Raw genomic sequence first — 26692 nt, 5'->3', positions numbered from 1 at the left:
AAAACCATACTCAGAGGTGGCTCACTTCTCGGTGGAAAAACCGGCTCAGTTCCGCGCGGAAACCAACAGAGTGCCTCAAGTCGGGCGATCTCAGCCCGCGCAGCCGCACCTTCTGCGCTCATGCTGACGATCATCGCCTTGAGCGCATCCACGTCGTCAGGAAGGTTCGAAGCAGAGAACGTCATGGCAGAAAGTAGACCACAAACCGCCAGCTTTTCCTAGCGTTTACAGCCACATATATCATTATCTCGGCAATCATTCAGCCTGTCGAAACAGGTCTCCTGATGGCTGTTTGACGGATCTTCTTCCAATCCAACCCAGCCAGAAGCGCCATGAGTTGCGCATGATCAAGGCGGATACGTGCAGCCGTTGCGACCGGCCAGCAAAAGCCGTTCCCCTCGATGACCTTCGAATAAAGGCAGACCCCACTGCCATCCCACCACACGATCCGGATACGGTCGCTCCGCTTCGAGCGGAACACATGGAGAGCGCCACTGAACGGATCAAGACCACCATCCCTGACCAAAGCCATCAACGACGTCGCTCCCTTGCGGAAATCGACAGGCTGGCAGGAAACATAAACCACGACGCCGGATGCGATCATGCCTTGCGCACCGCCTGCAGGATCTTCGCCAAATGATCCGGGTCGATGTCCCCTGTCACGCGCACCACGACGTCGCCGACGACGATTTCGATGGCTGAACCCGAAACAGGCTCGACGCGCGCAAACCTCACCTCTTCGCTCGGGGCCTTCTCAAGAGGCGCAATCGATCCTGAAGCCAACGTCTTGCGCCGCCAGCCGTAAAGCTGGGAAGGTTCAAGCCCGGCCGCGCGTGCAATGGCTGACGTATTGGCGCCCGGCAAAAGCGTCTCCGAAACCAGCCGAGCCTTGTCGTCATCCGACCAATCTCGAGGCGCACGTCGCGACCGCACCGGCGTCGCTGTTAACACCTCGAAGGCGCGGGCCTGATTCACACTGTCGCTCATAGGACTCCCCACATGATTCAGGAGGAAAATGAGCCAGATCATGCCGCCACGCTACGTGGGGACGCCTAACCGCTTACCATCGAAATGGGCCTCAACGTGGCGCTGAGGCCTGCTAGAGACGTTCAGGGCCTTATAGCCGCTACACCTGAGCAATTTGCCGAGAAGGCCGCCCACGTCCTATCTGAGTTGAACTATGTTCATGCCTTTCGCGAAGGCAATGGAAGGGCAAACGAAGCTCTGGTGGTCTCATTGGGCCGGACCCATGGGCATGACATCGATCTGACCGTCATCACCAAACCTCGCATGATCGAGGCATCCATTGAGACCACCAACCATCCGTCCAGTCCGGCGATGAAGCACCTCATCCAGGATACGATGGATCCCAACCGCCGCGAGGCGATCCGCAGTGCCATGTCCGATCTTGAGCAGGCTGGCGAGAAACCCTTCGAGCACAATATCCGCCCGGCCCGCCCGGGCGAAGTGATCGAAGGGCAGGTTCTCGGCCATGACAATCGAGTAGCGAGCCTCGTGACCGAAGTGGGGATTGTGGCCGTAGATCGTGCTGATCTCCCCGAGTGGATGCCTCCTGACGACGAGGAAGTTAAGTTCACCGCTCGATCTGATTTCAAGACTCTGTGGCGGCCGGAACAGGTCCAGGATGCCCAATCGCAGCATCCAGGCGAGCAGACCGCTCAAGGGTCTCAGTCGCAGCATTGCAACGCCGAACTCAAGGCTGTCGAAGCGCAGCACCTTGCTGATCATCAGCGACATCGCGACCAGAACGACCGAGAGCGCTGATCAGCTGCCTTGTGGCTGCAATGAGGTCATATAAGTGTTACGGTGTGCAAATTTCCCTCTGACACAATTTTGGTGGTCAGTTGCCTTTCCGGAGCAGCTGACGCTGGCTTGAAGCAGGTCGATTTTTCCTCGCCCGTAAAACTGGCGTCTTACAAGCTTGGCCACTTCGGATCGTTGACCACGTGGCACCCGCCTGACCAGACAGGGCTGTGCCCGGTGCGACGATCAACTTCTTTGATTGAAACGCTGTAACACACCGGACTTGGCCAAGTTCAAAATAGCGGCGTTCGTTTCGTCCATGAACAGATTCCTGATGTTGTATCAGCTCAGGGGGCCGTCAGCGGTTCCAGATAATCGTGGCGAACCCGATCGCTGTTTTGATATGGCTCCGGGCTTGTAGCCTTGGGTCTGTCGGAAATCCGATTCCAAACTAGTTACGTAATACGAGTTATCCGGATTGAGTTTCAAATATTTCTCTAGGATATTCTGGCATGGAGCAAATAACACGTACGGTCGCCTAGTTAACAAAATGATAATTTTCCTTAATGTTGCTCGAAGTCCCCTGCTTTCAATCGTTCTTCCAGCAAGAGATGCTGTAATACGCGTGTGATAGCGCGCGCATCTTCCAGTCCGTCGTGACGAGCTGGTCCTGCGTCGGGCAAATTGAAGTAATGAGGGAGGCGGCCGCTTCGGGTCTTCTTAATATCGTCATAAGGCATTCCCGCCTTTAACAGCAGCTTGCAGGCGTTATCGAAGCGGCGAGCCGGGATAGGCGGCTCGATCCCTGCAATGTAGCAGGAGATAGCCATGAGATTGAATTCGTCCTTGCCCCACGACCACAACCCAGCCTCTGCGCAAAATTCGCCAAGATCATTGAGCACAGATGGCAATGCCCTTCCCTGTTTAGCGATTCTTTCCCGTGTTATCCCGGTCAGATCTATGAAAGTTTGCTCGATGTCGAATTGGCGACCGTGACGATCAACTGGAGTGATAATGGCTTCGAATTCGTCACAAATGTTGAAACCATTCTGCAGCTCGAGCTTGACCGCGCCGATCTGCACAACGACGGGATCGGGATCATATGGGCCGCACCAATGTCGGGTTTGTGCACCATCGCTCACCAGATACTCACAATCAAAAATAATAGCCGTATTTCTTTCCACAGATAGGCCCTCTCACACAAAATACACGCTATAGGGCATATAGTGAAAAAGCGCAATCTAGGTTTGAAGTCGGCGCGGAAATGCAGAATTAAAGTGAGTTGCGCCTGAAGTCAGGCAGTTTGTTTGTCTTTGAAGCGGTGTCTTGATACGGCGTGATCGACGAAATCATCAATAGCACTGGCTAGTTCATTCACGGACAAGCGCCCTTCGTCTAGCTCAATTGCCAGACAGACGGCTGCGTACTCCACACCAGGACGTTCTCGCCGAAGGGCCAGATCGTAACCGATAGCGAGCGCTAATTCTCGCGGATACCATACTGGACCAACCAGCGATTGGTTGACGCTCATAGATTCGTCGGGCTGCATCCAGTCGGGATCTTCTTCACGAACAAAAGACCCCCAATTAAAGGGCCTATCACTGACTAATGTGACCAGATGATGCCCGTGGTAGGCCGGCTCTGCGGTATAGTGACCAAAATCGACAAGTGTTGCGCTTAGCGGCTCGGCACGACTCGCCTGCGTCAGTTGAACATTGTTGAGCCGCACGGTGGCTGGGGTCTCAATCCCGATCTCGTCTAGAAAACGAGCGATGAATGCGGGAGGGACGCCAACTATTTCGACGCCGTTCTTGATAATCCGTAGGCTGTCGCCTTCGCCGTCAAATTTAACGCTGCAGGACATGGGGGCGGAGGAAAGCCCGGAGCGTCGAAGGATAAGCTCGATGCGGTGTTTGGCAATTTCCTCATCGCTTCCTGACGGCGGAATTTCGTTGTTGTCGGTGGGGCGCAGATGGGCGCGACGCACAAGAGTGACGCACGGCATTTCGCGTGCAAAATAGGAACACCAGCCTTTTATACCTAAATCAACTAGACCATAAATTGGCAGGCATTCCACGTCTTCGCCTGCTTCTAAAAAGACGCGAGTGAGCAGTCGCCCGTTGATGAGTTCCTGAATGGCTTCATGCAGGAGCAGTGTCCCTGATCCTCTTCGCTCCCGCAAGGGGATGCCACCTAGTGCTATGCCGCAGCCCTTAACATCAATAGCAAGTCCGCCGCCCGAGCGGCTGAGCGGCGCATCGAAAATTCCCGCGCGTCCATAACGGGGCGGCCGCAAGCCGGTTCGCAAGGTGCCATCCCACGCAGGTATTTCGTTCACAAGCGACTCTCGCGCGTTGGCGAGTGATAAAACGGACCCCGCTTCAGCGAGCCAGCAACGAAGATCGCTGTCATCCGGCAAGGACTGTCCCGTTTGAGCGAAATCCATCTTGACTGCATCTAAGTCGGCATAGAGAAGCCGGGTTCCCTGTACCACAGCGAAGTCCTCGCGCGCCGTTTCTGGTCCGGCTCCCATCATTGAAAGATTCGCAAATACAGGACGCATGCTCATTTCCTCTTCCTAGATGATCCGGCCCGACGAAACTCTAGGCCTTCAAAGCGACCATTGCTTCGCCAGTTTCGGCTATAGCGGAAATAGGCTCCCGGCCCGTCAGGGTAGCCTACGCTCAAGCGGAACCCCGGATCGTCCAGTTTGCCGTCATTGTTGAAATTCCCGGGAGTACAGGCATCTGATGCCAAACTGCGCTGCCCTGATTTCAAGAGGGATATCCATCTTGTCTGAGCCTCTTCACTGACCTCGACAATATCCATCTGCTCACCGACCATGTGTTCCACGATGGCGCTAATTGCCGCGGCCCCATCCAGGAGATTGTGGGTAATGTTGGACAGAAAGTTCGCGCCCTGCGCCGGCTGCACGTGAAACGCATTTGGAAATCCACTCACGTGGATACCATGGTAGGTCTTCATGCCTCCGGTCCAAGCTTTTCCAAGGGTATGGCCATCACGGCCTTCCACAATGATATCGCGGCTTAATCTTTCGGTGTTGTCCGCCGAGAACCCAGTCGCGAAGATGAGAGCGTCAAGTTGGTATTCTTGGCCATTGGCGACCACGCCGCTTTCGGTAACGGCCTCCACGCCTTTGCCGCCTGTATCGACGAGAAATGTGCTGGGTAAATTGAAGGCCTCAAGATAGTCATCATGAAAGCAAGGTCGCTTGCAGAACTGGAAGTACCACGGCAATAACTGCTCGGCCGTCTTTGCGCACTTGACGATGCGGGCGATGCGGTCGCGAATACGGCTCATATTCTCCAGATCGCATTCGGATTGAAGCGTTGCCACATGCTTTGCGTTCGCGATGCCGCCCGGTAGTGCCTTAAGCCTGTCCCTGACCCGCTGAGCAATTTGAGTCCATCCGTCCCTGACAAGATCATCGACCTCGGAAATCGGATTGCGGGCCTCGACAAAATTATCAAGCCACCGCTGCTGCCAACCCGGCGTCGCTATGGACGTAAACCATTCGGCGCTAATGGGCAGGTTGTTACGCTCATCCACCGCCGACGGTGTGCGCTGAAACACTAACAGCTGCTGCGCTGCGCGTGCCAGGTGCGGGACGCATTGCACTGCCGTCGCGCCAGTCCCGATGAGCCCGACCCGCTGCGTCGCGAGGAGTGCCATTGGCGAGCTACCGTCCGGTGTGCCGCCAGTATACTCGTAGTCCCATTGGGAGGTGTGGAAGAGATGGCCCTTGAAGCGTTCTAGGCCGGGGATAGCCGGCAAACGCGGCTCGTGAAACTGTCCCACAGCGAAGACAACAAACTGTGCGTTGAACCGATCTCCTCGATCCGTCTCTAGAGACCAGCAAGCGCTGGCCTCTTCCCAGCGCATCCGTTTAACGCTGGTGCCGAACAGTGCGTCATCATAAAGGTTATAGTGCCGTGCGATTGTCTTACAATGGCTTCGGATTTCAGGGCCATGCACATATTTCTCAGACGGAATGTGTCCGGTTTCTTCCAGAAGTGGCAGGTATACCATTGCCGCTGTGTCGCTCTGTGCGCCGGGATACCGGTTCCAGTGCCACGTGCCACCCACGTCGTTGCCTCTTTCGATAATCCGAATCGAGCCAATTCCCACTTCGCGCAGCCTTGCCCCGGCAATGAGCCCTGCAAAACCGCCACCGATGATGGCGACCGTCACACTCGAGCGCACGGCGGATCTGCGTGAGGTGGCACGTTCACCCTTAATTGGCGTTGAGACATAGTGTCTGTCTGCGGCGAGGCGCTTTTCGCGCTCTTCCGCATAACGCGCGAGGACTTCTTCCTTCGCGGGCGTCTCCGCTAGCCCATCGCAGCACCCGGGCCGAACTTCATGTTGGTTCTCGCCGACTTGCAACTGCGACTGCGTTTGATCCTGACCTGGCGAGTATAGGACAGCCATGAATCATATCTCGATAGGTTCTGGAAAATATTTATCAAGAATGGGCATGAAGTCATCAAGTCGCTTTTTAGGTAGTTGAAATATGGATTTTGTTCCTAGGTCATATTTTCGGAAAACACCAAGATATTTGTCGTGATAACTCCAGTCTCTCTCATCCATGAACTGATGACACATCCCGAAGCGCAGTGAATGATATCGCACCAACCAAGCAACGTGGTCCGGTACATATTCACGGACCCTTTGCCAGGCAAACTCATCATGGTTCCACGTAGTCAAGACGTTGTCGAGCCCACACCCAGGAACATTAAGACCTATCGGCTCATTGGGCCCGTTCACATATTCGGGTTTCTCGCCAGCAAGTTCAGTCACTTTCCCTAGGTCGTGGACGAGTGCGGCCAGGATCATTGTCTCGTCTTCAATACCGTCTTCCTCCATGCCGCAAGCGACCTGAAGTGTGTGAATTAATTGATTTACTAGATAAAGCTCGGTGTCCGTGGGGTCCACGCACTCACCCAGCCGGCGCAACACATCGATGATTTTTACGCGACCGAAGATCGGCCTTTCATATTTTCGGCGTAGTTCCGATGCAATTTCTGGGCTCTGTCTAAAATGGCCCTGATAGAGTGTTTTGGCGCGATCCTCGTATGCGATACGCCATACGGCTTGCTCATCCGCGGTCATGTATTCGCCAGGTTCCTTGCGAAATAGAGGGTCTGATGAGCCGAATACATTTTTTGTCAGGCCTTCACTTGTGGTAGACACGGTTTCAATACGCGAATTCATAAGAGCGAACCTCCTGCAAGTTGTCTCTGTCTATTGCGTCGATGGCTTTCTCCATCCATGGAAGCATGCTCTGGTTGACGCGAACCTCGAAATCATCACGGAAAGCGTCATAGAAGCTCACGGCTTGGCGCATGATGCGTGAACATTTGTCCTTTATGCCTTTGCGGGCATTGATATCAGCAAGCACAAAATGCGCGTTGAGGCACTCAACCGGGAAATCGGGGCAGAGAGAATTGCAGGTGTCTCTCAGAAGGGGTACGGCGCTTTCGAAATCGCCGTTGCAATAATGCGTATAGCCGAGAAACCACTGATACCGCCACCAGTTGGGATATGCGGCGACATAGCGTTCGAGACGCGCTTGTCGGGCGGTTCGTCCCGCGTTTGGATGGCTGAGGCAATGACGGATTGCAACGCCAGGCAATGATACGGCTTCGATGCCGGCGCGGCGGGCAGAGCGTTGTGGATTGGAGTGGACCAAGCCTTCAAATGAGAGGCCCAGACCGTTCTTGAATAGTGCTAGCTTGTAGTCGTCGAATACTGATGACCCTCGAGTGTTTCGCCAAGTGACAAAATAGGCGTCAGGACCATCTGAAACGGCATTGCGGATTGTCTGCACGTCCTCGCGGCTTATGCACTCATCAGCGTCGAGGACCAGAATCCAGTCCGCTTGGTTGTTTTTGAGCGAAACGTTTCGAGCATCTGTAATAACGTACGGATCGTCTTTCGGCGGCTCAACCGAAATGACTTGCGCCCCATATGTCTTGCGTAAGATGTCTACGGTTGCGTCCGTCGATCCCGTATCAACGACGACGATTTCGTCGAAAAGATCGTGAATACCTGACAGGCAGGTATCGAGTCTTTGCTGTTCATTTTTGACAACCATGCTCAAGCCGATTTGCATTTTCCTCTCCATCCCGACCATGTGTGAATGTTGTGTTGTCATCCCAGGTGACTTCCGTCACAAAAAGGCTTGTTTAGGGATTTCCCGCAGCTACAGAGGGAGACTTCATTGGCGTATGCGATCGCTGCGTTGGTGCCGCAGACAACTTGAAGGTTCCCAGACACCATTAGGGGGCCCTCGTTGGTGCTCTTCACCGTTAGTGGCCCGCGTGGCGTCTCTTGCCAATTGAGGCGCGCTGCCTCGTCATCATCGGTGACGGGCTCACGCACACCCTTCGCCACGAACTCGTCCATATGTGAGTTGTCGCAGAAAGGCTTGTTCTCTGACTTGCCGCAACGGCAAAGTGTTCGACGATAACCTACCGGGCGGCCATCGATCTCTAAGGTGCCTCGAAACTCGTAGGGCCCATTCTCTCGTATGACGACGACATTGTTAGGCGGCTCCTCCTGCCTTTGGCCGTCGAGCCGTTTATATTGAAGTGCGCCGGATGGGCACATTTCGACTACTGCGGCTATGAGATCGGCATCTTCTCCAGTTGGATCCATCCACGGGTATTGGCCCTCTCGGAAGACCTTCGTCAGCCTGGTTACACAGTGGCGGGCGTGGATGCAGAAGCGTACGTCGAAAGCCATTTCGATGTTTTCAGAAGCCTCGCTGTCTCCTTTGCTTTTCGCGTATTCGAATGAAACTGGGGCTTCACCGTTGCTTTCCGCTCTCTCAGATCCATTCGCTGGTGTATCAATCGTGGCCGCGCCCATCCCTACGCTGGCGCTGAGGCCGCCAGCTAGAATTGTTCGGCGGGAGAATTTGCAGTCGAAATCGGTCATTGGTGGGTGCTCCGTCCCAGCAGCAGGAAGAAGGGAACTTTGTTTGAGTCCACATGCGTTGGGCACGGGGCCGATGGCCCCGTGCGTCGGTTACCCGACCAAGGAGATTCAACCTGTCGAAGGCTTCATCCCGCAAGCCTGTGGTAGCCCTGGTGTGTTAGACGCAGTGTGCGCCGGCACCACCGGATTCGCTGCCACCAAAGAACAGACGAATTTCTTCGTAAGTCATAGAAGTGATTTCGGTATTCATTTCTTTCTCCTCTGCGTTTAAATGAGACGCCAGATTGACGTCACGAAATAGAAAAACAAAAATAGGAATATTTACAATCAAAAATCCCTTAACTTGATTAAGTTAATTTCTTCATTTTCACATTAAAATTAAACTTACTTACTTTGAATTAAGGGAATTTGCTCACGTAAGTAACGAACAACGTTCATAGTGCGCGAGTATGTACGAGTAACTGGAAAAGGTCATGACCAAATCATACCCGGCTGTGGATGCCGCAATAATGGTCAATCCTAAGCGGATGCGTTGGCCACATCGGCTTGCCGTCGATTTTTTGTGTAGGCGCTTTAACCTGTATCATCTGACCCAGATGGATCAGATGGGCTGCGGACCGACGTGCCTGCGTATGATCTCTGCTTCATTCGGCCGTCCGATCAGCGCGCGCGCAGCGTCCCGGGTTATTCCGACTTCCCGCATTGGTGTCAGCATCGCCGATATGGTGGAGGGAGGGCAGCGGCTCGGTATTGTCGTCAAACCGCAATGGGTGCAAGCTAATGCACTGGATTGCCTTAACTTTCCCGTCATCCTGCTTTGGCGGCAATCGCACTACATTGTGTTGTGGGGCAAGCGTGGGAAGCGTTTCCTCGTGTCTGATCCGGCTTCGTCCGGCAAGATCCGAATTAGCCGTAAAGATATCGATGATTACTGGACGATCCCGGAGAAAGGCTGCGGAATTGTCCTAGCCTGCTTTCCCTCCGAAGATACACTAGATACCTCCCTCCCCGGCACGACGGAAAAGAAGCCAAGAGCATTCATCAGCTATCTTGCGGGGCATCGACGTACTATAGCCTTGCTGGGGCTTGCCTATGCGATCATCGTCACCGCTACAGTGTCGATACCCTTGATCCTTATGTTGATCCTCCGGTCCGTTACGACGGATTCGGGTGATATGACGCCTGCTGGTCTGCTGGCGCTGATCGTTCTGCTGGCAGGAACGCGTTTTATCTTCGAACAGTTTCGGTCGTATTGGCTGCTGAAAATATCGGCAGCCAGTTCCCAGGAAATGCTAAACGAGTTCTTTAAGTGTATTTTCGCCTTCTCATATCTGCGTTACGCGCAGCGCAAATACGGCGACTATCTCATGAAGCTAAATGCCTATGAGTACATTCGCACCCAGATGAAGAGCTCATCCTTCTATGTAATCTTCGACATTATGACGCTCCTGGCGGTGGCAGCCTTGCTCACATCGATCGACGTTCGCATCGCGCTTACATACATGCTCGCCCTTGCCGCTATCGTCGTCGCGTCGCTCATTGGCTTGCCCCGGGCACGACTCTTGCGGTTTCAAGGTTATAACGTCCAGTCGGTCACTCGGACAATGGAAGCTGATATTCTGCGCGGGATGCAGGACATCAAGGTGTCGGGGAAGGAGGGCGCGTTCCACCAAAAATGGATTGCGCAGATCCGAGATGCTCACGCCATCGACGAAAGGATGATTTCTCTCCGCGAGATTCAGCGAAATTTTGCAACGCTGACCCTGGGTATCTGTTCTGCCGCCTCGATCGTTGTAATGCTGGGCGAAGTTCGTATTGGTGCCGCACAGTATTCCGACATGCTTTTTGTCGTCATCCTCTTGGGCCTCGTTTCCGTTCCCAGCCAGCAGTTTGCTGAATTCGTTCGAAGCATTGATGACCTTTTATTCTACATCCGTCAGATGCAAGACATCCATGATACAATCGATGTAGACACGACCGACAGCGTCCAGCATGAGGCAGCGCAACGGTCCGTCGCCGGATGGTCAGGTCAACCACTCGAACCGGGCCTTCATCTTCGTGGCTTAAGTTTCAGCCACCCAGTCAATCGACGTTTCCAGGTCATCGATGGCCTCGACCTGTCGATCCCAGTCGGCGGTACCGTCGCCCTGTTTGGCGCTTCTGGCTCTGGAAAATCGACGGTGGCAAAGATTGCCGCGGGACTCTATCCGCCTACGGGTGGAGATGTCATATGGGCCGCAACTGAACATGGACATTTAACTCCGCGGATTGCCGCCGTCATGCAGGACAGTATGCTGTTCACGCTAACTGCACGCGAAAACATTGCCTTTGGAGTGCCAGAAACCGACATCGATATGGAACGTCTGGGCCGTGTTATCTCTCTTGCATGCCTGGAACAAGTGATCGCTCGTCTTCCGATGAACGCAGGCACCCTCCTCGGCCCTTCCGGCCACCAGGTATCGGGCGGTGAGAAGCAGCGCCTTCTCATAGCCCGTGCGCTCTATGAAGAGCCTGACTTACTCGTGCTCGATGAGGCGACAAGCGGCTTGGACAAGGATACCGAGGCACAAGTCCTTACTGGCATTCGCCAGGCGTTTCCGCATCTCGCCATCTTACTTGTTTCTCACAGCGCGGCCGTCACCCAGCTTGCCGACCGTGTTGCGGTTATTTCTGGAGGAAGGATCGTCGCCTGTGCGGCCCATACCAATTTGCAGCAAAATTGCCAAGTTTATCGCAATCTCTTGCGCACAAACGGGCTTCTGCAGCACGAAAATGCATCATGACGGATCAGCAGCGTACCACCGATCATTTTTATCACGACGGCATGCGCGAGTTGCAGGATCGCTTCGACGGGCGCCGGCTGGCAAGCGCATTGGAGCACCATCATCTTCGCAAGGCGTTTATCAATTCTGACAGGGCGCTGATTGCGGAAGCGGCGTTCTTTTTTATTGCAACTTCCCATGACAATTACGTTGATTGCAGTATGAAATCAGGCGCTCCCGGCTTTGTTAGGCTCGTTGGCGAAAACACGATCGTTTACCCTGAATATGACGGCAACTCAATGTATCGCACGCTCGGCAACTTGCGAGAAAGTCCAGCTTGCGGCCTGCTTTTCGTGCGCTTCTCGGAACCGAAGACTAAGCTTAGACTTCGGGGTCATGCCCACGTGGACCTCGATGTGGCGGCTACCAGCGCCTTCCCCGGCAGCAAGGCTGTAGTGCGAATTACATGTGACGTCTTTCCCAACTGCTCGAGCTACATGCCGACAATGGAGAACGTTCCCACTGTCGAGACGTCTGCCGGAGACCCAAAAGTCGGTCACCATGGGGCGTCTTGGAGGGCACTTCCGCATTTGCGGCCTCACCTACCTGGTGGTGGCTGATAGAAGCTATTGAAAAGTAAGGGCCGTCTGTTGCCCATTGAATTGGGTGTATTTTGAGACTTGCTGCGTATGCGAGAAGGTTTCCAGTTTTATCTGGAGATTTGCATGGCGGATGATGGATTTGTTGGTCGCTATGATGTCTTTGAGCCGCGGCGGGGTAACCGGCGGTGGCCGGATGACGTGAAGGCTCGCATTGTCGCGGAAAGCCTTGAGCGTGGCGCGCGTGTCGTGGATGTCGCGCGTCGTCACGGTGTTGTAGCAAGCCAGCTTTCCGATTGGCGACGTCAGGTGCGCGACGGTATTCTGGCCCTGCCGCTTGCGGCGCCAACGACGCCGTCGTCGCACGATGGTGGCGAGCCGGCATTCGTGCCTCTGGCAATCGCTGCGGAGAGCCTTGAGCCTGCCGGTCCGTTGTCGTTGCCAAAGCTGGCGTGCGAAGTGCCGCAGGCGGGATCATCGGTGTTGACGTTGGAGATTGGCTCAGACGTTGTGATGCGTGTTCCTTGCGATGTGCCGGTTGACCGGGTCGCTGCTCTGGTTCGCGCTGTGCGGGGAGCGTCATGATCGTCGCTGGCCAACGATTGCCGATCCTGATTGCAACGCGGCCGGTGGACTTCCGCTGTGGGCATCAGGCGCTGGCTCTGATGGTGCAGACCGAGTTGAAGCTTGACCCGCATTCCGGGGTGACGGTGATCTTCCGGTCGAAGCGCGGTGATCGCCTCAAAATCCTGGTGTGGGATGGCAGCGGAATGGTGCTCATCTACAAAATTCTTGAACAGGGAAGCTTTGCCTGGCCCAAGGTTCAGGATGGGACGATGCGTGTTTCCAGGGGTCAATATGAGGCTTTGTTCGAAGGTCTTGACTGGCGGCGGGTGATGGTACGGCGGGTCACCGCGCCGTCGGCGGCAGGGTGAATATCCGGCCGGCTTTGCATTGTTTTATTTGGCTTTTTTGTGCTGCCTTGCTATAAGGGCGCATGTCATCGCCGCTTGATCTCAGCCAGTTTCCGGACCTTCCGCCAGAGGTGGTGAAGGCGTTTGCCGCGATGCAGTTCGAACTGTCGGTCGAGCGTGCCGCCCGTCAGCATGAGCAGGCGGTCGTCGCCGAAAAGGACGCCTTCATCGCTGAGTTGAAGGACCTGGTCGAGAAGCTTGAGGGGCAGGTTCACGACTATCGACGCACGAAGTTCGGGCCGAAATCGGAAAAGCTCGATCCGGCGCAGATGGAACTGGCGCTGGAAGACCTTGAAACGGCAATTGCCGAAACACAGGCGCGGATCGCCGCCGTCGAGGAAAGGATCGACTTGGGTGCATCCGATCCTGGAGAGGTTGGCGATCCGGAAAAAGTCGCTCCTCGCAAGGAGCGCAAGGCCCGTGCACTGCCTGAACACCTGCCGCGGGTCGAGCACGTGATCGAGCCCGAGAGCATCGCTTGCCCCTGCGGTTGCGGTAACATGGTGCGGATCGGCGAAGACCGGACGGAACGGCTCGACCGCATCCCGGCACGCTATGAGGTGATCGTCACGATCCGCCCGAAATACGCCTGCCCCAAGGGTCGCACGGGCGTCGTCCAGGCCAGGGCGCCGGCACATCTTTTGGAGGCAAGCTGGCCGACGGAAGCCCTTCTGGCGGAGATTGCCGTCTCCAAGCATTCCGAACATATGCCGCTCAACCGGCAGGCCGAGGTCATGGCGCGACACGGGGTGCCGATCGACCGCACGGTCCTTTCCGATTGGATGGGGCGCACGGGCAACGAAATCGCACCGGTGGTCGATCACATGGCCAAGCGGCTTCTGTGGGACAGCACCAGGCTCTATGTCGATGAGACAACAGCTCCGGTCTTGGATCCGGGACGAGGCAAGACCAAGACCGGTTATCTCTGGGCTGTGCTGCGCGATGATCGCGGCTGGAATGGCTCTGCTCCGTCAGGCGTGGTGTTCCATTACCGGCCCGGGCGTAAAGGCGAATATGCCGCAGAGATCCTCGATGGGTTCAACGGCACAATCCAGGTGGACGCCTATGGCGGTTACTCTCATCTCGCCACAACGGATCGTGTCGGCGGCGCTCCGCTGAAGCTGGCTTTCTGTTGGTCGCATGGACGCAGAAAGCTGATCAAGGCCGCACCGAAGAGCGGATCACCCATTGTCGACGAGGCGCTGGTGCGGATCGCCGCGCTCTACAAGATCGAAGACAGTATCCGCGGTTCCGATCCCGAACATCGCCGGGCAGTTCGACAGGACCTTTCCCTTCCGCTGGTGGACGCTTTCTTTACCTGGCTCGCGGCCCAGGCTTTGCGTGTGTCACGCAAGTCAGACCTCGGAAAGGCACTCGCCTATATGCTGACGCGACAGGAGGGCTTCCGGCTGTTCCTGGATGATGGCCATGTCGATATCGACTCCAACCTGGTGGAAAACGCCATCCGTCGCCCGGCCATGAACCGCCGCAACGCGCTCTTTGCCGGACATGATGAAGGGGGCCGCAATTGGGCCCGGTTTGCCAGCCTGATCGGCACGTGCAAAATGAATGGCGTCGAGCCCTATGCCTATCTGTGCGACCTCTTCACCCGTCTCGCAAACGGCCACCTCGCCAAGGGCATCGATGCCCTGATGCCATGGGCCTACGCCGCCCGCATCAAAGCCTCACAATGAGCTCGTCAGATACTATCCGGTGAGCTCACATCTGCCCCGCAGGCGGCATGACCCAATCGTTGAAATGCAAAATCAATGGGGCGTGGACGGCGCATACATTGAAAAAACCACTAGTATAACTTCACGGGAATAAATAAAAGTTAGAAGACAAGTAGATAATAAAAAATAAAAACGACCCATAAGGATACTATTATATAAACGTTCATGTTAGTATCTCCTGAAAATCACTTAATTGGAGTAAGATTTATACAAATTTGGAAGCGATAATTGTGTTGAAGAATTCGATGAGCGCAACTTATGATCGGTTTTGGTCGTCAGTTCTGCGCCGAAGGAATTTGTGTGTCCAACGCGATTATTTGCGCCAAGTTAAGGATTCGCTAACATGCTCGACTATGATCACTTGGAGGCTTTGGTAGCTGTCACGCGTGAAAGAAGCTTCGATGGTGCTGCCCGATCGCTCGGCTTGACCTCGTCAGCTGTCTCGCAACGCATCAAGCGGCTCGAGGAGCGAATAGGCGCAATAGTCGTAAATCGTAATTTTCCGCTCACTCCGACTGTGGTCGGCGCTATGTTGTGCCGCCATGCGGAAGTAGTTCAATTGTTGGAGTCGGAGATCCTGTCAGCCGATGATTGGGCGGGCGGAGCTAGCACAAGCCCTTACACTAAGATCAAGGTTCTCGTGAACGATGCCAGCTTGTGCAGCTGGTTCATCGAGGCATTGGCGCAAGACGCAGAAACGAGCAATCAGAATCTATTTGAACTAGTCATCGTGGGCCCAGGTGAGGCCGAGGCCAACCTGCGGTGTGGCAGCGCGCTTGCAGCGCTCTCATTTACCGAAGTGCCAATCCAAGGTTTCCGGAGCCGTTATCTTGGCGCTCATGAATTTCGTGCCACGGCCAGCCGCAGATTCATAGATCGCTATTTTTCCGCGGGGGTCACGCCTGAGACGCTGGCTGCCGCACCGGCGTTGCGTCATTCGTCTCAAGACGATCTCCAGCAGCAATGGGCGCAGCAAGTTTTTGGGCATGCGGCGCAGCAACAATGTCACCACACAATCCCATCATCCTACGGCTGTGTTGCAGCAAGTCTACGGGGTATCGCTTGGGGAGTGCATCCCAGCTCCATGGTCGACCACCTGATCGAGTCCGGGGAACTACTGGAACTGGTGAAGGGAAAGACATTGAAGAAGAACTTATATTGGCACTACAGCCTTCTCATTGCGAACGCCCTCGAGGGCTTTACTCGCAATGTCCGGAAGGCCGCCATGAACCATCTCGACCAGCGCGTCGAGATCGACAACACAATTTGTGGTCTTAGAGCCGCCCGCAACATGCCTCTCATGAAGCAGGATGCGCCTGTAGCGCACCTTACGGAATAGGGTCAGCGGGCAATGCTAGAAGATAAAGATCGTATCTTTCGTAACCTTGACGGAAGGCTGTCACCATTTCTGGAATCGGCGCAACAGCGTAGCATATGGAGTGGTACGGAACAGGCCTTCCTGCAGGGCCCGCAGTGGGTGATCGACACTATAAAAGCGTCAGGATTGCGCGGGCGAGGTGGGGCTGGGACGCCGACGGGCCTCAAGTGGGATTTCATGCCGAAGAAAGAAGGTGATCTCCCACATTACCTCGTTGTAAACGCTGATGAAAGTGAACCGGGTGCTTGCAAGGATCGCGATATCCTGCGCTATGAACCCCATCTCCTGATCGAGGGAGCATTTCTTGCCAGCTACGCGATCGGCGCTAGGACTTGTTATATATATGTTCGCGGTGAGTATGTCCGCGAGCGGGAAATCCTTGATCACGCGATAGCAGAGGCATACGCGGCAAAGCTTATAGGTCAAAATAATCGCCACGGCTGGGATTTCGACATAAGAACCCATCATGGTGCTGGTGCTTACGTTTGCGGGGAAGAAACGGCACTGCTAGAGAGCCTAGAAGGGCGTAAAGGCATGCCGCGGCTGCGGCCGCCTTATCCGGCAGCGTGTGGACTTTACGGCTGTCCGACAATCGTGAACAATGTGGAAAGCATTGCCGTTGTCGGTACAATTTTGCGCCGCGGTGCCATTTGGTTTGCTGGGCTGGGAACGCCAAATAACGCGGGTACCAAAATTTTCTCCATTTCTGGTCACGTGAACAGGCCGAGAAACGTGGAGGAAGTTATGGGTATTCCTCTAAGGTCTCTCTTAACAGAAGGGGCAGGCGGGGTTCGCGGCGGTTGGCAGAACCTTAAAGCAGTCATGCCTGGTGGAGGTTCGACACCGATGATCCCTGCCAGCATCGCAGCTGAAGCGCTCATGGACTATGACAGTATGAAAAAATACCAGACCGCTCTGGGGTCAGGGTCTGTCATCGTGCTGGATAAAAGTACGGATCTGGTCGCGGTCGTGGCGCGTCTGTCGAAATTCTATGCGCATGAAAGCTGTGGTCAGTGCACCCCCTGTCGCGAGGGAACGGGCTGGTTATGGAGGGTGATGAAGCGCATGGCTGCTGGCGAAGCTGACATCTCTGAGATTGACATGCTGCTTGACGTTGCGAGCCGTGTTGAAGGCCATACGATTTGTGGATTAGGCGATTTTGCTGCTTGGCCGATTCAGGGCCTTGTTCGTCACTTCCGTCATGAAATCGAGGAGAAGATTCATCGATATCGTGCTCACCGCGCAAGCTATGCCATGGGCGGTTTGACACCAGCATGCACGGTTAGTCGCTTGAACCGCACGGAGATAGATGATGTGCGCCATTGCAGGACTTCGAATCCCTAACCCTTCGCGCGACCTATTGGCGTGCGTGACATCTATGACCGACCGTTTAAGGCACCGTGGGCCAGATGGCGCTGGAGTATGGATTGACCGCAGCAATCTTGTAGGTCTTGGTCACAGGCGGCTGGCGGTCGTGGATCCTTCTCCACGTTCCAATCAGCCCATGCATAGTATTTGCGGGCGCTACGTAGTTGTATTCAACGGTGAGATATACAACCACAAGAAGTTGGCGGCTAATCTTTCTGAGCGCGGACATTCATTTCGGACTACGTCCGACACAGAGGTCCTGGTGGAAACAATCGCCGCTCTTGGTCTTCGCCAAGCGGTTGAAGTTATCGAAGGCATGTTCGCTTTCGCGGTTTGGGATGAAGAGCTTCGGAAACTAAGCGTTTGCCGCGATCGTTTCGGGATTAAACCCTGCTATTGGTTTTGGCGGAACGGTACATTCGTTTTCGCTTCGGAACTGAAAGCATTGATTGAAAACCCGCTCTGCTGGTGCGAACTCGATCCTGTCTCGATCCGCCATCTCCTAGATTATGGATATGTAGCCAGTCCTCGAACCGCCTTCGCGAACGTGCATCATCTTGAGCCAGGTACTATTCTCAATCTGTGCGACGATTCTTCACCTTCACTAGAACGATACTGGGACGGAGCGACTGCTCGCGCTGGCAGCCAGGATAGGCACGCTGGCAGGGCGCGTGAGGATCTTATCGATCATGCAGCGGCGATTGTCACAGACACCATCCAGCAATATATAAACGCTGATGTGCCAGTTGGTACTTTCCTATCCGGCGGTGTAGATTCGTCTATCATTACCGCGATCGCTGCCCGCCAAACTTCGGGAAAAATTAGCACTTTCTCGGTTGGCTTTACGGAAGAGCACTGGAACGAGGCTCACCGTGCTCAAGCGATTGCGGCGCATCTTGGCACAAAGCACCACACGGTTCACATTTCACCCAATGACGCGCTCGCGCTCGTTGAGATGTTGCCGGATGTCTATGACGAGCCGTTTGCGGATTTCTCACAACTGCCGACGCTTGCCCTCTGCCGCTTCGCACGGGAGCATGTTACCGTTTGCCTTTCAGGAGATGGTGGAGACGAGCTTTTCGGCGGCTACAGTAGATACGCATGGGCCGCGCAGGTATGGCGGTCACTAGCAAGCCTACCGGAGAGCGAGCGACGTGCGCGCCTAAGTGAACTTCAAAGAGGGACCATTTCGTCGCCCCTCCGGATGCTACTTCCGGAAGCGATCCTTTGCGAGCTAGCGAAGGTGCTGCCACTTGGCACTCCCACGCACAAATTTCCGGCGTTCTACCACAGGGTTATGCGTTCTGGGGCACCGTCCGTCTTCTGCCCGTTCGGTTCTCCGTCATCGGACCATGACGATTGGCCCGCGCCGTCCGACGCTTCGCTACTTGATAGCATGCAGGCTTATGATCTACGGCGATACATGGGAGACGGCGTCCTCACGAAGGTCGACCGGGCCAGTATGAGCACCGCTCTCGAGGTTCGCATTCCCTTCCTGGCAGAGCCTGTCGTCGAGTTCGCCTTTGGTTTAAGCCAAGAGCACCGCCAACTTGGCAGTGCGCTTCGGCCCCTTCAACGGGCGCTCGCGCTACGCTATGTACCGGAGAAACTGTTGGATCCAGGCAAGATGGGCTTCGGCTTTCCTGTCGACAGTTGGTTGCGTACGTGTTTGCGCACGTGGGCCGACGATCTTCTCTCTCCCGTTTTTTTGAGGAGCATCCCGTATTTGCAACACCGGCTTGTTGAGCGCTTATGGTCGGAGCACCGTTCAGGTAAGGTTAATCACCATTGGCAACTCTGGCCAGTGCTTATGTATGTGCAATGGCATTGGCGATGGCGCGGCTGCGTGGGACGCGCTCAGAGCCAAGAGTGCTTAGTAGATGCCGAAACTGCGAAGATCTTTGGAGACGGTCAGTGATGAGTACGGCTGGCAATCGCATTCTATCGTTAAGACATGCAGAACCACCCCTTCGAGATAGTTTCCGGACACTAGGCACGGAACGAACCGAGCTCGCCGCCAAGATCGCAGAATATTTACAAACGGTTGACGAGCCACCGAACAGGACGCGTGAAATGTTGTCTTGGATCGCTGATACGCATTGGGGTCAGCACAGACTCACAACACCTCAGTCTGCACTTTGCGAACTTGAAGAAACGACCCAATTCCTTCAAGACTTCCCTTATCCCGAATTGACTGATGCTTTCAAAACAACGACGCATATATTGCGCTTTTTGCATGGCGGCTACACGGAATGGCTGGAGCGCCACTTTCTGGCGGGCTTTGTGATCGGCTCCATGAGTTACGGGAGATTCCATTCTGTTCAAAGCATTGGCGGAAAACGATCCGACTTAGATTTATTGCTCATCGCGCGCAATTCTGAAGTCCCGGTCGAGTATTTGCTCGGCGATGGGATGGCCGTAGATTGCGTCGACGATTTCCGGCGGTTCCAAAGATTTCCGAGTCTTGTGCTTGAAGACCCAGAAACTGCGCATTTTATCAACTACAAGCTAATGGCGCCGGCTCATGATATACAAATTTCGGTCACAATAGGGACTCTCGAGAATTATCGGGCCGTAATCCAGCCTGTCCCAGATAAGACCTGTGTACTTCACTGGCGGGGGTGGCTTGACGGAGCACCGAATTTTCAGAGTGACCTGGCACGGCGAACTGCAGAACTTCCCTATTCGGAGCGCCATGGTCTTCTTGAAAACGAACTAAGGTTGCCGATATATTTGTGTGATCCGCATGCTCGTGGAAGAAAACTGGGGCTCTTCAACGGATTGGCTACAATGCCTGCACCGCGCTTCGAAGCCCTATTTGGTGCTCAGCTCCTGATGCCCCTCATACAAACGTTTCTTGAGGTTCATCGTCAAATGGCTGCTGACTATCGTGATGCAGGCATGTACCCGCGGCTTTCCAATGTACATGTACGCAGAAATCGCTTCTCCGAATGCTTCGCATCAGAGATGGACAAGTCCTTTGAAGACTGGTGCTTGAGTAAACGCTAACGCTCTGTGCCGAACATTTGTTTGCTACTATGCCTAGACTCGTAGTTAGTCAGATCAACTCGCTGCTTGATTTCCTTAGTGATTACCCGAAGGGGCGGTCAATTGCGAAGCGAAGCGCTCACTCTTTAATCGGGTTAAGATCGTGAAAACGTTATGTCTCCGGGCGGTGCCGGGAAACTGAACTTTACAACTGTAAAGTCAGACCACGCACATCGTTAACTTCTCATTAACGAAAAACGCCTTGCAGAATCGGAGTTCATCTTGCATCACTGACGGAATTGATCCCGTAAAGTGAGTACAACCGTCAAGAGGATTTAATGTTGCATCCTGCTTCGCAGAGCGTCAGAGATACCGCGTCGAAGATCGAGGCTTACACCTCGAAACTTTCCGCAGAGTTGAATGATATGCGTGAGGCTGTCTATCCACCCTCTGCGCAAAAGACTTTCGGACGGACATTCTCAACCCTTGACTTGGTGAGGCTGCTCAATGTCCCGGAAAGCACTCTTCGTCAGCTGACGCTGGAAGGAAAGGGGCCATTGCCAGAGCGCGCAGAAAACAACAGGCGAACCTACACGATAGAGCAGGTCAAGGAGCTGAGGGCATTCTTGGCCGAGCTTCGACCGGACGAAGCTGGCGATCTTCTTCCGCATCGCCGCGAAGGGGAAAAGCTCCAGGTAATTGCTACTGCGAATTTCAAAGGTGGAAGCTCTAAGACAACCACTTCTATCCATCTCGCTCATTTTCTAGGACTTCAGGGCTATCGCGTCCTTTGTCTGGATCTCGATCCGCAAGCCTCGATGACTGCGCTATTTGGTATCCAGCCCGAGTTCGATCTCGGCGAGAATCAGACAGCCTATGCAGCCATTAGATATGACAATGAAAGGCGGTCGCTCGCGGAAGTAATCCGGCCAACCTATTTTCCAGGCGTGGATCTAGTCCCAGGCAACCTAGAGCTCATGGATTTTGAGTTCGATACCCCGTCTTATCTAACGTCGAGCACCAGAGACGAGCTCGGTTTGTTTTTCGAACGACTAAGCAGCGCCCTCGCCCGCGTCGACGATCGCTACGACATAGTAATCATCGACACACCACCTTCATTGGGATACTCGACTCTCGCAGCTCTTTACGCAGCCACATCCTTAGTCATTACCGTTCATCCGGCGATGCTAGACGTTGCATCTTGTAATCAGTTCCTGATCATGATCTCCGATTTATCGGAAGTTCTAGGGCAGTTTGGCGCAAAATTTGAGCACGACTTTTTCCGTTTCCTTCTGACGCGCGTGAACCCGAATGACGGCCCGCAGAAATACATGTCTGGTGTCATGCGTCGTTTATTTGGCAACGATGTTCTCGTTTCAGAAGCGCTTGAATCAACAGCAATTGCCGGAGCGGCAGTGGCTAAGAAGACCTTGTACGAGCTCGAGGCGGGCGAGGTCGGTCGTGAAGCATTGAAGCGCGCGATCGAAAGCGCAGACCGAGTTAACTCCGAAATTCTCGACCTCGTTCACAATGTTTGGGGGCGTAGCAAGTGAAGAAGAGTATCCTACAGCGAATGGCGGCCGCCGAAAGCCGGCCAGAAAACACGATTGCAACAGACACCTCCGAAAAGCCGTCGCTGACGCGGCGGCACTCTTCGCCTGTTATTTCCAACGTGGGGCGGGCCCTAACACAACTCACAGAAGATAGCATCATTTCACTCGATCCTGACCGTATCGACCGCTCCCCCTATAGAGATCGCTTTGGCAACGACGAAGATGCTGCCAAAGAGCTCGAAGCGCTTAAGGTTTCTATCGCAAGCGAAGGCCAAAAAATTCCGGTTCTCGTTCGGCCGCATCCGACGAAACCGGATCATTACCAGCTTGCCTATGGTTACCGTCGATGGGCGGCGATCAAGGCCATAATGGCAGAAGCGGATCGCCCGGAGACCATAAAGATTCGAGCGTATGTTCGAGAGCTTTCCGATCGGCAATTGATTGAAGAGCAATCGCTTGAGAATGGTGTTCGGGAAAACCTGACCTGGATCGAGCAGGCAATGTGGGCAGTACAGCTCAAAAGCGCTGGCCTTTCCCATCGCGCCATGTGCCCAATCTTGGGAGCTTCAGAAGCGACAATATCGCATCTCTTTCGAGTGACGGAGGCGGTTCCTGAAGACATCATTCTTGCGATCGGTAGAGCAAAAGGAGTTGGTCGACCGAAATGGACCGCATTTGCCGAGTTGCTGAAAGATCCGAGCAGCGCAGCACGTGTTCGCAAAATAATCGATACTGTCGAGTTTCGAGGCGCTGACAGCTCCAGCCGTATTGCCCAAGCGATACGGGCTGCCAGTTCTGCGGCCGACAAAGTGACTACGGACCCAGCTGAAGAGATTGTTGACTTCGCCGTGGGTGACCGAGTTTTTGGCCGCATGAAGAGTAATTCGGCTGGAACCACGGTCTCAATCCCGAAGCAGGAACGCGCTTTCGCGCGCTGGCTGGCGGACCGAATGCCTGATCTTCTACGCGAATACAATAATCGTTCCGATCCAACTCACCAAGAGGTGTGATCGAGACACTCGTTAATTGGTCAAGAGGAGAGACCGCGACAAAAGAAAAAGGCCCCCAAACGTTTCCGTCATGGAAGCCCCTCTCAATTCCTAGCAAGATAGAGAATCGCATTTCCATGAATCCCAGTCAAGAGTCTTTGGCATCGTTTTGGTGAGCGGATTTCTTTTGCCTGAAGAAGGGTGAAGGAATATGCAAAGTGGAAATGTAACGACGCCCTTTGGGCGGCGGCCGGTTGTGCTTGCTCTTGTAAAGAGGCAGCTTCAGACGTCCGAGACGAAACCAAACCGCGCGGTCGAAAAATGGAAGGTGTTTCGCGACGCCTGTGAGGCCCGTGAACGCCTCGGCCTCCAGGACAGGGCGCTGACTGTGCTGGACGCACTGCTGACGTTTTATCCGGAAAGCGAGCTCAACTGCGATAGCGGATTGGTGGTTTTCCCTTCGAACGCCCAGCTTTCTGTCAGAGCGCACGGCATTACCGGAACGACATTGCGGCGGCATTTGGCTGCCTTGGTCGAAGCCGGGCTCATCCAGCGCAAGGATAGTCCGAACGGCAAGCGCTACGCTCACCGGGACAAGGGTGGCGATATCGAGCAGGCCTTTGGATTCGATCTTTCTCCACTTTTGGCTCGCGCTGCGGAACTTGCAGGCCTGGCACAGGAAGTCGCTGCCGAACGCCTGCAGTTCAGACGAGCCAAAGAGGCGCTGACTATCTGCCGGCGTGATGTAAGAAAGCTAATTTCCGCCGCCATGGAGGAGGGGGCTGACGGCGACTGGGAAGCCATTGAAGACATGTATATCGGCATTGTCAGCCGACTTCCGCGCAATCCTGACCGTCACCAGGTGGAGGCAATCCTCGACGAGATGCAGCTCTTGCGGACCGAAATCCTTAACCTTCTGGAAAATCAGTTAGATTCTCAAAATATGGACGGCAATGCTATTCAAAATGGCTGTCACATACAGAATTCAAAACCCGAATCCATCCATGAACTTGAACCTAGCTCTGGAAGAGAGCAAGGCGGAGCCGTCGAGCTGGAAGTAGGACCCAAAGAGGTTGCTCAGCCGTTGGCAAAACCGGAACAGATTAAGGCGTTCCCGCTGTCGATGGTCCTGAAAGCCTGCCCGCAGATTTTGGACTACGGGCCCGGCGGGACGATCTCCCATTGGCGCGAGCTGATGGGGGCCGCGGTGGTGGTTCGATCGATGCTTGGCGTCAGCCCGTCGGCTTACCAGGAAGCTTGCGAGGTGATGGGTCCTGAGAACGCCGCGGTTGCCATGGCTGCAATCTTGGAGAGGGCAGGGCATATCAACTCGGCAGGCGGATATCTCCGCGATCTCACGCGCCGAGCGCGGGCAGGGGAGTTCGGGCTGGGACCGATGCTAATGTCACTGATGCGTGCCAATGCGAACGGCGATCGGAAAACGGGGTGATGGGTTGTACGACGTACAAGGTAGAGGCATGATCGTACGGCAGTGGCGCCGCATTTCATACAGCACTCGTTCCACGGTTTATAGCTGGCGCGCCCTCCCATGAGAGAGCATCACCGAACTAGAGCAGCCTGGCTGCTCTGCCACTCCGTCTCGTTGCGCTATTGTAGTATTCGGATGCTTGCTGAACCGATCGATGCCGGGATTGCTCCATGGCTTCTGGAAGCGGAATGCCGCGATTGGCTGCCTCGGTCAGGTAGCCGGAGCGCAGGCCATGGGCGGAAAACTCCGCCGGGTCCAGCGCTGCCATGAAGGCGCGCTGCTTGACGATGTCGTTGATCGCTTTAGGATCCAGCGCTCGCTTTGAGACATTTCCCCAGCGATCGATCGCCCGGAACACACTGCCGCTTTCGATCCTGCCGGCCTCGAGCCAGGCATTCAGCGCATCGACGGGCCGGCCGGTGAGGTAGACAACCTCTTCGTTGTCGGCGCCGCTGGTCTTGGTGCGGCCGAGTTGAATGGACAGCGAGGGCAGGGGAGCTGATCCTTCAACCGGGATCGGTGCTTCCATGACCAACTGCTCCTTACGCAGCCCCGCCACTTCGCTGCGGCGCCTCCCACCGGAGGCAAAGGCAACCATCAGGATCGCCTTGTCCCTGACATCGCGCAGGCTGCCGGTCCGGCAGGTGCCAATCAGCTTTGACAGGACATCGCCTGTCACGGCCTTGGCGCTCTTGCGCCGCTTCGGGCGTGGCGTCGCACGCACCGCCAGCCGGATGGCTGCTTTCAGGGCAGGGGAGGTGAATGAACCCTGCAGCCCACGCCATTTCGTGAGCGTCGACCAGGTTGTCAGCCGTCGGCGCACGGTATCGGGGGCATGGGGGCCGAATGATCGGAGAAACCCCTGGAGGCGAAGCTTGTCATCGACCTCTAGCGGCATGCCGTGGCCCGGATCTGTCAGGCGTTTCTCAGGATCCCAGAGGTGATGGGCGACAAACTTCAACAGCAGCGCTTCGGGTGCCGGCCAGGGCAGGGATCGGCCCGTGGCCGCCAGCGACCAGGCCTGCATATACGCGAGATCAGAGGTGAGCGCGCGCAGTGTATTGGCGCCCATGCCCTCATTGACGAGATGACGGAGCGTCTCGATATCCTGATCGGTCAGAAGCTCCGCGAGTTCGTCGCGGCGTTCCACTGGAAGAACGGCGGCGATCGTGTCCAATTCTTCCAGGCGCCGCGACACCGACTCGTTCGTCGACAGTGATACCGGTGGCTTTCGCATCATGGTGTGCTCCGCGGGCAATCCGCAGGTTTGCAAAAGTTCCGGAAAGCCCGTATATTCCGGAACAAAGGAGATCTGCCATGACGTCGATTGTGACAGCAGCTGCGGTTTCGAAGAATTTCGGTGCCTACCAGGATGCAGCCGTGCGAGAGCCGGTCATCATCACCAAGAACGGCCGGCCGCGCACGGTGCTCATGGCCTATGAGGATTATCTTCGTCTCGCCAAGCGGGACCGTCGGGTCGATCTGACGGCTGCGATCAGTGACGACGAGCTTGCCGCGATCGAGGCTTCGACGATGGAGCCTGGTTTTGATCATCTCAATGCCGAACTGTTGATGGACAAGAATGCTGCCGACTGAACCGAAGGTCGGCTGGGTTTTTCGTTACTCCTATCTCTGGCATTGGCAGCATCTGGACGGACGAGAGGAGGGGGACAAGGATCGCCCGGCTCTCGTGCTGGCGATTGTTGCGACGCTTCAGGACGGGACACCTGCAGTGCGTGTCCTGCCAATCACGCACTCGCCACCGTCCGATCCCAGCGACGCAATCGAAATCCCGCCGGCCACCAAACGCCGCCTGGGCCTCGATGACGAGCGGTCGTGGATCGTGCTGACCGAAAGCAACCGCTTCGTCTGGCCGGGGCCCGACGTGCGGCCTGTCGATAACGAGAGCGGGTATCACGGGCCGCTACCTCCGGCACTCTTTGAAGAGGTGAAGCGCCGGTTCGTTGAGCTCGCGAGAAGCCAGCGGCATAAGGCGACCATTCGCAGCGACTGAGCTGTTCTTCATCCTTTTGTTCGCCCTCGAATTCTGCGCGTCCAGCAGTGCTCTTCGCCGTGATTTGCCACGACTTTAGGACTTCAGAGCCGCCAAATCAATGACCCCCGATAAGGAG

Annotated in this window: 24 protein-coding genes and 1 pseudogene; 16 read left to right on the top strand and 9 right to left on the bottom strand. The window is 55.2% G+C overall.

The window, feature by feature from the left end; genetic code table 11:
* The coding region (locus E8M78_RS23570; RefSeq protein WP_205910257.1) for a hypothetical protein at window positions 1–222 on the top strand (222 nt) is incomplete at its 5' end.
* A gap of 37 nt (window positions 223–259) precedes the next feature.
* Here the strand turns inward: E8M78_RS23570 and tnpB (E8M78_RS18545) are convergent.
* Together tnpB (E8M78_RS18545) and E8M78_RS18540 are read right to left on the bottom strand one after the other, a co-directional pair.
* A complete protein-coding gene (gene tnpB, locus E8M78_RS18545) occupies window positions 260–604 on the bottom strand; it encodes an IS66 family insertion sequence element accessory protein TnpB (RefSeq protein WP_137136468.1) in 345 nt (114 codons plus the stop codon).
* Window positions 601–987 carry a transposase gene (locus E8M78_RS18540; RefSeq protein WP_137136467.1) on the bottom strand — a complete coding sequence of 129 codons (387 nt, stop codon included), beginning with the start codon at window positions 985–987 and terminating at the stop codon, window positions 601–603. Before E8M78_RS18540 ends, tnpB (E8M78_RS18545) begins: the two co-directional genes overlap by 4 nt.
* 78 nt (window positions 988–1065) lie before the next feature.
* On the opposite strand from E8M78_RS18540, the pseudogene E8M78_RS18535 reads away from it, so the two are divergent.
* Window positions 1066–1785 (top strand): annotated as a pseudogene (locus E8M78_RS18535) (Fic family protein); the annotation flags it as partial.
* Between the two features lie 542 nt (window positions 1786–2327).
* Here E8M78_RS18535 and E8M78_RS18530 read toward each other — a convergent pair.
* From E8M78_RS18530 to E8M78_RS18505, 6 genes are all read right to left on the bottom strand, one after another.
* Entirely contained in the window at window positions 2328–2948 is a 621-nt protein-coding gene (locus E8M78_RS18530) for an exonuclease (protein WP_137136465.1), read from the bottom strand.
* Between the two features lie 110 nt (window positions 2949–3058).
* A complete protein-coding gene (locus tag E8M78_RS18525) occupies window positions 3059–4333 on the bottom strand; it encodes a hypothetical protein (RefSeq protein WP_137136464.1) in 1275 nt (424 codons plus the stop codon).
* Window positions 4330–6171: an NAD(P)/FAD-dependent oxidoreductase gene (locus E8M78_RS18520; RefSeq protein ID WP_246658387.1), complete on the bottom strand. Its 1842-nt coding sequence runs from the start codon at window positions 6169–6171 to the stop codon at window positions 4330–4332. Before E8M78_RS18520 ends, E8M78_RS18525 begins: the two co-directional genes overlap by 4 nt.
* Before the next feature lie 48 nt (window positions 6172–6219).
* Entirely contained in the window at window positions 6220–6999 is a 780-nt protein-coding gene (locus E8M78_RS18515) for an inositol oxygenase family protein (protein ID WP_137136462.1), read from the bottom strand.
* Window positions 6983–7900, bottom strand: a complete 918-nt coding sequence (locus tag E8M78_RS18510) for a glycosyltransferase (protein ID WP_170973469.1) — start codon at window positions 7898–7900, stop codon at window positions 6983–6985. The genes E8M78_RS18515 and E8M78_RS18510 overlap by 17 nt, the downstream gene beginning before the upstream one ends.
* Before the next feature lie 38 nt (window positions 7901–7938).
* The gene (locus E8M78_RS18505; protein WP_137136460.1) at window positions 7939–8727 is read right to left on the bottom strand and encodes a CDGSH iron-sulfur domain-containing protein; all 789 of its coding nucleotides are present in this window, start codon (window positions 8725–8727) and stop codon (window positions 7939–7941) included.
* A gap of 473 nt (window positions 8728–9200) precedes the next feature.
* Between E8M78_RS18505 and E8M78_RS18500 the strand changes: the two genes are divergently transcribed.
* The 12 genes from E8M78_RS18500 (at window position 9201) to repC (ending at window position 24521) form a co-directional block, all read left to right on the top strand.
* Entirely contained in the window at window positions 9201–11510 is a 2310-nt protein-coding gene (locus tag E8M78_RS18500; RefSeq protein WP_137136459.1) for an ATP-binding cassette domain-containing protein, read from the top strand.
* Window positions 11507–12109: a pyridoxamine 5'-phosphate oxidase family protein gene (locus E8M78_RS18495; RefSeq protein WP_137136458.1), complete on the top strand. Its 603-nt coding sequence runs from the start codon at window positions 11507–11509 to the stop codon at window positions 12107–12109. The genes E8M78_RS18500 and E8M78_RS18495 overlap by 4 nt, the downstream gene beginning before the upstream one ends.
* Before the next feature lie 105 nt (window positions 12110–12214).
* Window positions 12215–12673: a transposase gene (locus tag E8M78_RS18490; RefSeq protein ID WP_137136457.1), complete on the top strand. Its 459-nt coding sequence runs from the start codon at window positions 12215–12217 to the stop codon at window positions 12671–12673.
* Window positions 12670–13023 carry an IS66 family insertion sequence element accessory protein TnpB gene (gene tnpB / locus E8M78_RS18485; protein WP_137136456.1) on the top strand — a complete coding sequence of 118 codons (354 nt, stop codon included), beginning with the start codon at window positions 12670–12672 and terminating at the stop codon, window positions 13021–13023. The genes E8M78_RS18490 and tnpB (E8M78_RS18485) overlap by 4 nt, the downstream gene beginning before the upstream one ends.
* Window positions 13024–13085: 62 nt before the next feature.
* Window positions 13086–14756 carry an IS66 family transposase gene (locus tag E8M78_RS18480; RefSeq protein WP_137136455.1) on the top strand — a complete coding sequence of 557 codons (1671 nt, stop codon included), beginning with the start codon at window positions 13086–13088 and terminating at the stop codon, window positions 14754–14756.
* Window positions 14757–15138: 382 nt separating this feature from the next.
* Entirely contained in the window at window positions 15139–16134 is a 996-nt protein-coding gene (locus E8M78_RS18475) for an ArgP/LysG family DNA-binding transcriptional regulator (protein WP_137136454.1), read from the top strand.
* A 12-nt stretch (window positions 16135–16146) separates the two neighbouring features.
* Window positions 16147–17517 carry an NADH-quinone oxidoreductase subunit NuoF gene (gene nuoF, locus E8M78_RS18470; protein ID WP_137136453.1) on the top strand — a complete coding sequence of 457 codons (1371 nt, stop codon included), beginning with the start codon at window positions 16147–16149 and terminating at the stop codon, window positions 17515–17517.
* Window positions 17483–19459: an asparagine synthase (glutamine-hydrolyzing) gene (asnB, locus tag E8M78_RS18465; protein ID WP_137136452.1), complete on the top strand. Its 1977-nt coding sequence runs from the start codon at window positions 17483–17485 to the stop codon at window positions 19457–19459. Before nuoF ends, asnB begins: the two co-directional genes overlap by 35 nt.
* Window positions 19459–20550 (top strand): hypothetical protein, encoded by a 1092-nt coding sequence (locus E8M78_RS18460; RefSeq protein WP_137136451.1) that lies wholly within the window; start codon window positions 19459–19461, stop codon window positions 20548–20550. Before asnB ends, E8M78_RS18460 begins: the two co-directional genes overlap by 1 nt.
* Window positions 20551–20867: 317 nt before the next feature.
* On the top strand, window positions 20868–22082 hold the full coding sequence (gene repA / locus E8M78_RS18455) for a plasmid partitioning protein RepA (protein ID WP_137136450.1): 1215 nt from the start codon (window positions 20868–20870) through the stop codon (window positions 22080–22082).
* Complete coding sequence (gene repB / locus E8M78_RS18450; RefSeq protein ID WP_137136449.1) at window positions 22079–23092, top strand: plasmid partitioning protein RepB; 1014 nt, start codon at window positions 22079–22081, stop codon at window positions 23090–23092. The genes repA and repB overlap by 4 nt, the downstream gene beginning before the upstream one ends.
* Window positions 23093–23282: 190 nt before the next feature.
* Window positions 23283–24521, top strand: coding sequence for a plasmid replication protein RepC (gene repC / locus E8M78_RS18445; RefSeq protein ID WP_137136448.1), 1239 nt, complete (start codon window positions 23283–23285; stop codon window positions 24519–24521).
* Between the two features lie 118 nt (window positions 24522–24639).
* Here the strand turns inward: repC and E8M78_RS18440 are convergent, their stop codons facing one another.
* Window positions 24640–25800, bottom strand: coding sequence for a site-specific integrase (locus E8M78_RS18440; protein WP_246658386.1), 1161 nt, complete (start codon window positions 25798–25800; stop codon window positions 24640–24642).
* Between the two features lie 77 nt (window positions 25801–25877).
* Here E8M78_RS18440 and E8M78_RS18435 point away from each other — a divergent pair, with 77 nt between their 5' ends.
* Complete coding sequence (locus E8M78_RS18435) at window positions 25878–26156, top strand: type II toxin-antitoxin system Phd/YefM family antitoxin (RefSeq protein ID WP_137136447.1); 279 nt, start codon at window positions 25878–25880, stop codon at window positions 26154–26156.
* A complete protein-coding gene (locus E8M78_RS18430) occupies window positions 26143–26574 on the top strand; it encodes a plasmid maintenance toxin (PemK-like) (protein WP_137136446.1) in 432 nt (143 codons plus the stop codon). Before E8M78_RS18435 ends, E8M78_RS18430 begins: the two co-directional genes overlap by 14 nt.
* The last annotated feature ends 118 nt before the right edge of the window (window positions 26575–26692 follow it).

The organism is Rhizobium sp. FKY42 (assembly GCF_005222835.1).
In the GTDB taxonomy this organism is placed as follows: Bacteria; Pseudomonadota; Alphaproteobacteria; order Rhizobiales; family Rhizobiaceae; genus Neorhizobium.
The sequence above is the reverse complement of the archived record's forward strand: the minus strand, read 5'-3'. Positions and strand labels throughout refer to the sequence as shown.

What these genes read in the sequence shown, in the direction of transcription:
- tnpB (WP_137136468.1), bottom strand. Translation starts at nt 604, where the DNA reads ATGATCGCATCCGGCGTCGTGGTTTATGTTTCCTGCCAGCCTGTCGAT.
- E8M78_RS18540 (WP_137136467.1), bottom strand. Translation starts at nt 987, where the DNA reads ATGAGCGACAGTGTGAATCAGGCCCGCGCCTTCGAGGTGTTAACAGCG.
- E8M78_RS18525 (WP_137136464.1), bottom strand. Translation starts at nt 4,333, where the DNA reads ATGAGCATGCGTCCTGTATTTGCGAATCTTTCAATGATGGGAGCCGGA.
- E8M78_RS18515 (WP_137136462.1), bottom strand. Translation starts at nt 6,999, where the DNA reads ATGAATTCGCGTATTGAAACCGTGTCTACCACAAGTGAAGGCCTGACA.
- E8M78_RS18510 (WP_170973469.1), bottom strand. Translation starts at nt 7,900, where the DNA reads ATGCAAATCGGCTTGAGCATGGTTGTCAAAAATGAACAGCAAAGACTC.
- E8M78_RS18505 (WP_137136460.1), bottom strand. Translation starts at nt 8,727, where the DNA reads ATGACCGATTTCGACTGCAAATTCTCCCGCCGAACAATTCTAGCTGGC.
- E8M78_RS18500 (WP_137136459.1), top strand. Translation starts at nt 9,201, where the DNA reads ATGACCAAATCATACCCGGCTGTGGATGCCGCAATAATGGTCAATCCT.
- E8M78_RS18495 (WP_137136458.1), top strand. Translation starts at nt 11,507, where the DNA reads ATGACGGATCAGCAGCGTACCACCGATCATTTTTATCACGACGGCATG.
- E8M78_RS18490 (WP_137136457.1), top strand. Translation starts at nt 12,215, where the DNA reads ATGGCGGATGATGGATTTGTTGGTCGCTATGATGTCTTTGAGCCGCGG.
- tnpB (WP_137136456.1), top strand. Translation starts at nt 12,670, where the DNA reads ATGATCGTCGCTGGCCAACGATTGCCGATCCTGATTGCAACGCGGCCG.
- E8M78_RS18480 (WP_137136455.1), top strand. Translation starts at nt 13,086, where the DNA reads ATGTCATCGCCGCTTGATCTCAGCCAGTTTCCGGACCTTCCGCCAGAG.
- E8M78_RS18475 (WP_137136454.1), top strand. Translation starts at nt 15,139, where the DNA reads ATGCTCGACTATGATCACTTGGAGGCTTTGGTAGCTGTCACGCGTGAA.
- nuoF (WP_137136453.1), top strand. Translation starts at nt 16,147, where the DNA reads ATGCTAGAAGATAAAGATCGTATCTTTCGTAACCTTGACGGAAGGCTG.
- asnB (WP_137136452.1), top strand. Translation starts at nt 17,483, where the DNA reads ATGATGTGCGCCATTGCAGGACTTCGAATCCCTAACCCTTCGCGCGAC.
- E8M78_RS18460 (WP_137136451.1), top strand. Translation starts at nt 19,459, where the DNA reads ATGAGTACGGCTGGCAATCGCATTCTATCGTTAAGACATGCAGAACCA.
- repA (WP_137136450.1), top strand. Translation starts at nt 20,868, where the DNA reads ATGTTGCATCCTGCTTCGCAGAGCGTCAGAGATACCGCGTCGAAGATC.
- repC (WP_137136448.1), top strand. Translation starts at nt 23,283, where the DNA reads ATGCAAAGTGGAAATGTAACGACGCCCTTTGGGCGGCGGCCGGTTGTG.
- E8M78_RS18440 (WP_246658386.1), bottom strand. Translation starts at nt 25,800, where the DNA reads ATGATGCGAAAGCCACCGGTATCACTGTCGACGAACGAGTCGGTGTCG.
- E8M78_RS18435 (WP_137136447.1), top strand. Translation starts at nt 25,878, where the DNA reads ATGACGTCGATTGTGACAGCAGCTGCGGTTTCGAAGAATTTCGGTGCC.
- E8M78_RS18430 (WP_137136446.1), top strand. Translation starts at nt 26,143, where the DNA reads ATGCTGCCGACTGAACCGAAGGTCGGCTGGGTTTTTCGTTACTCCTAT.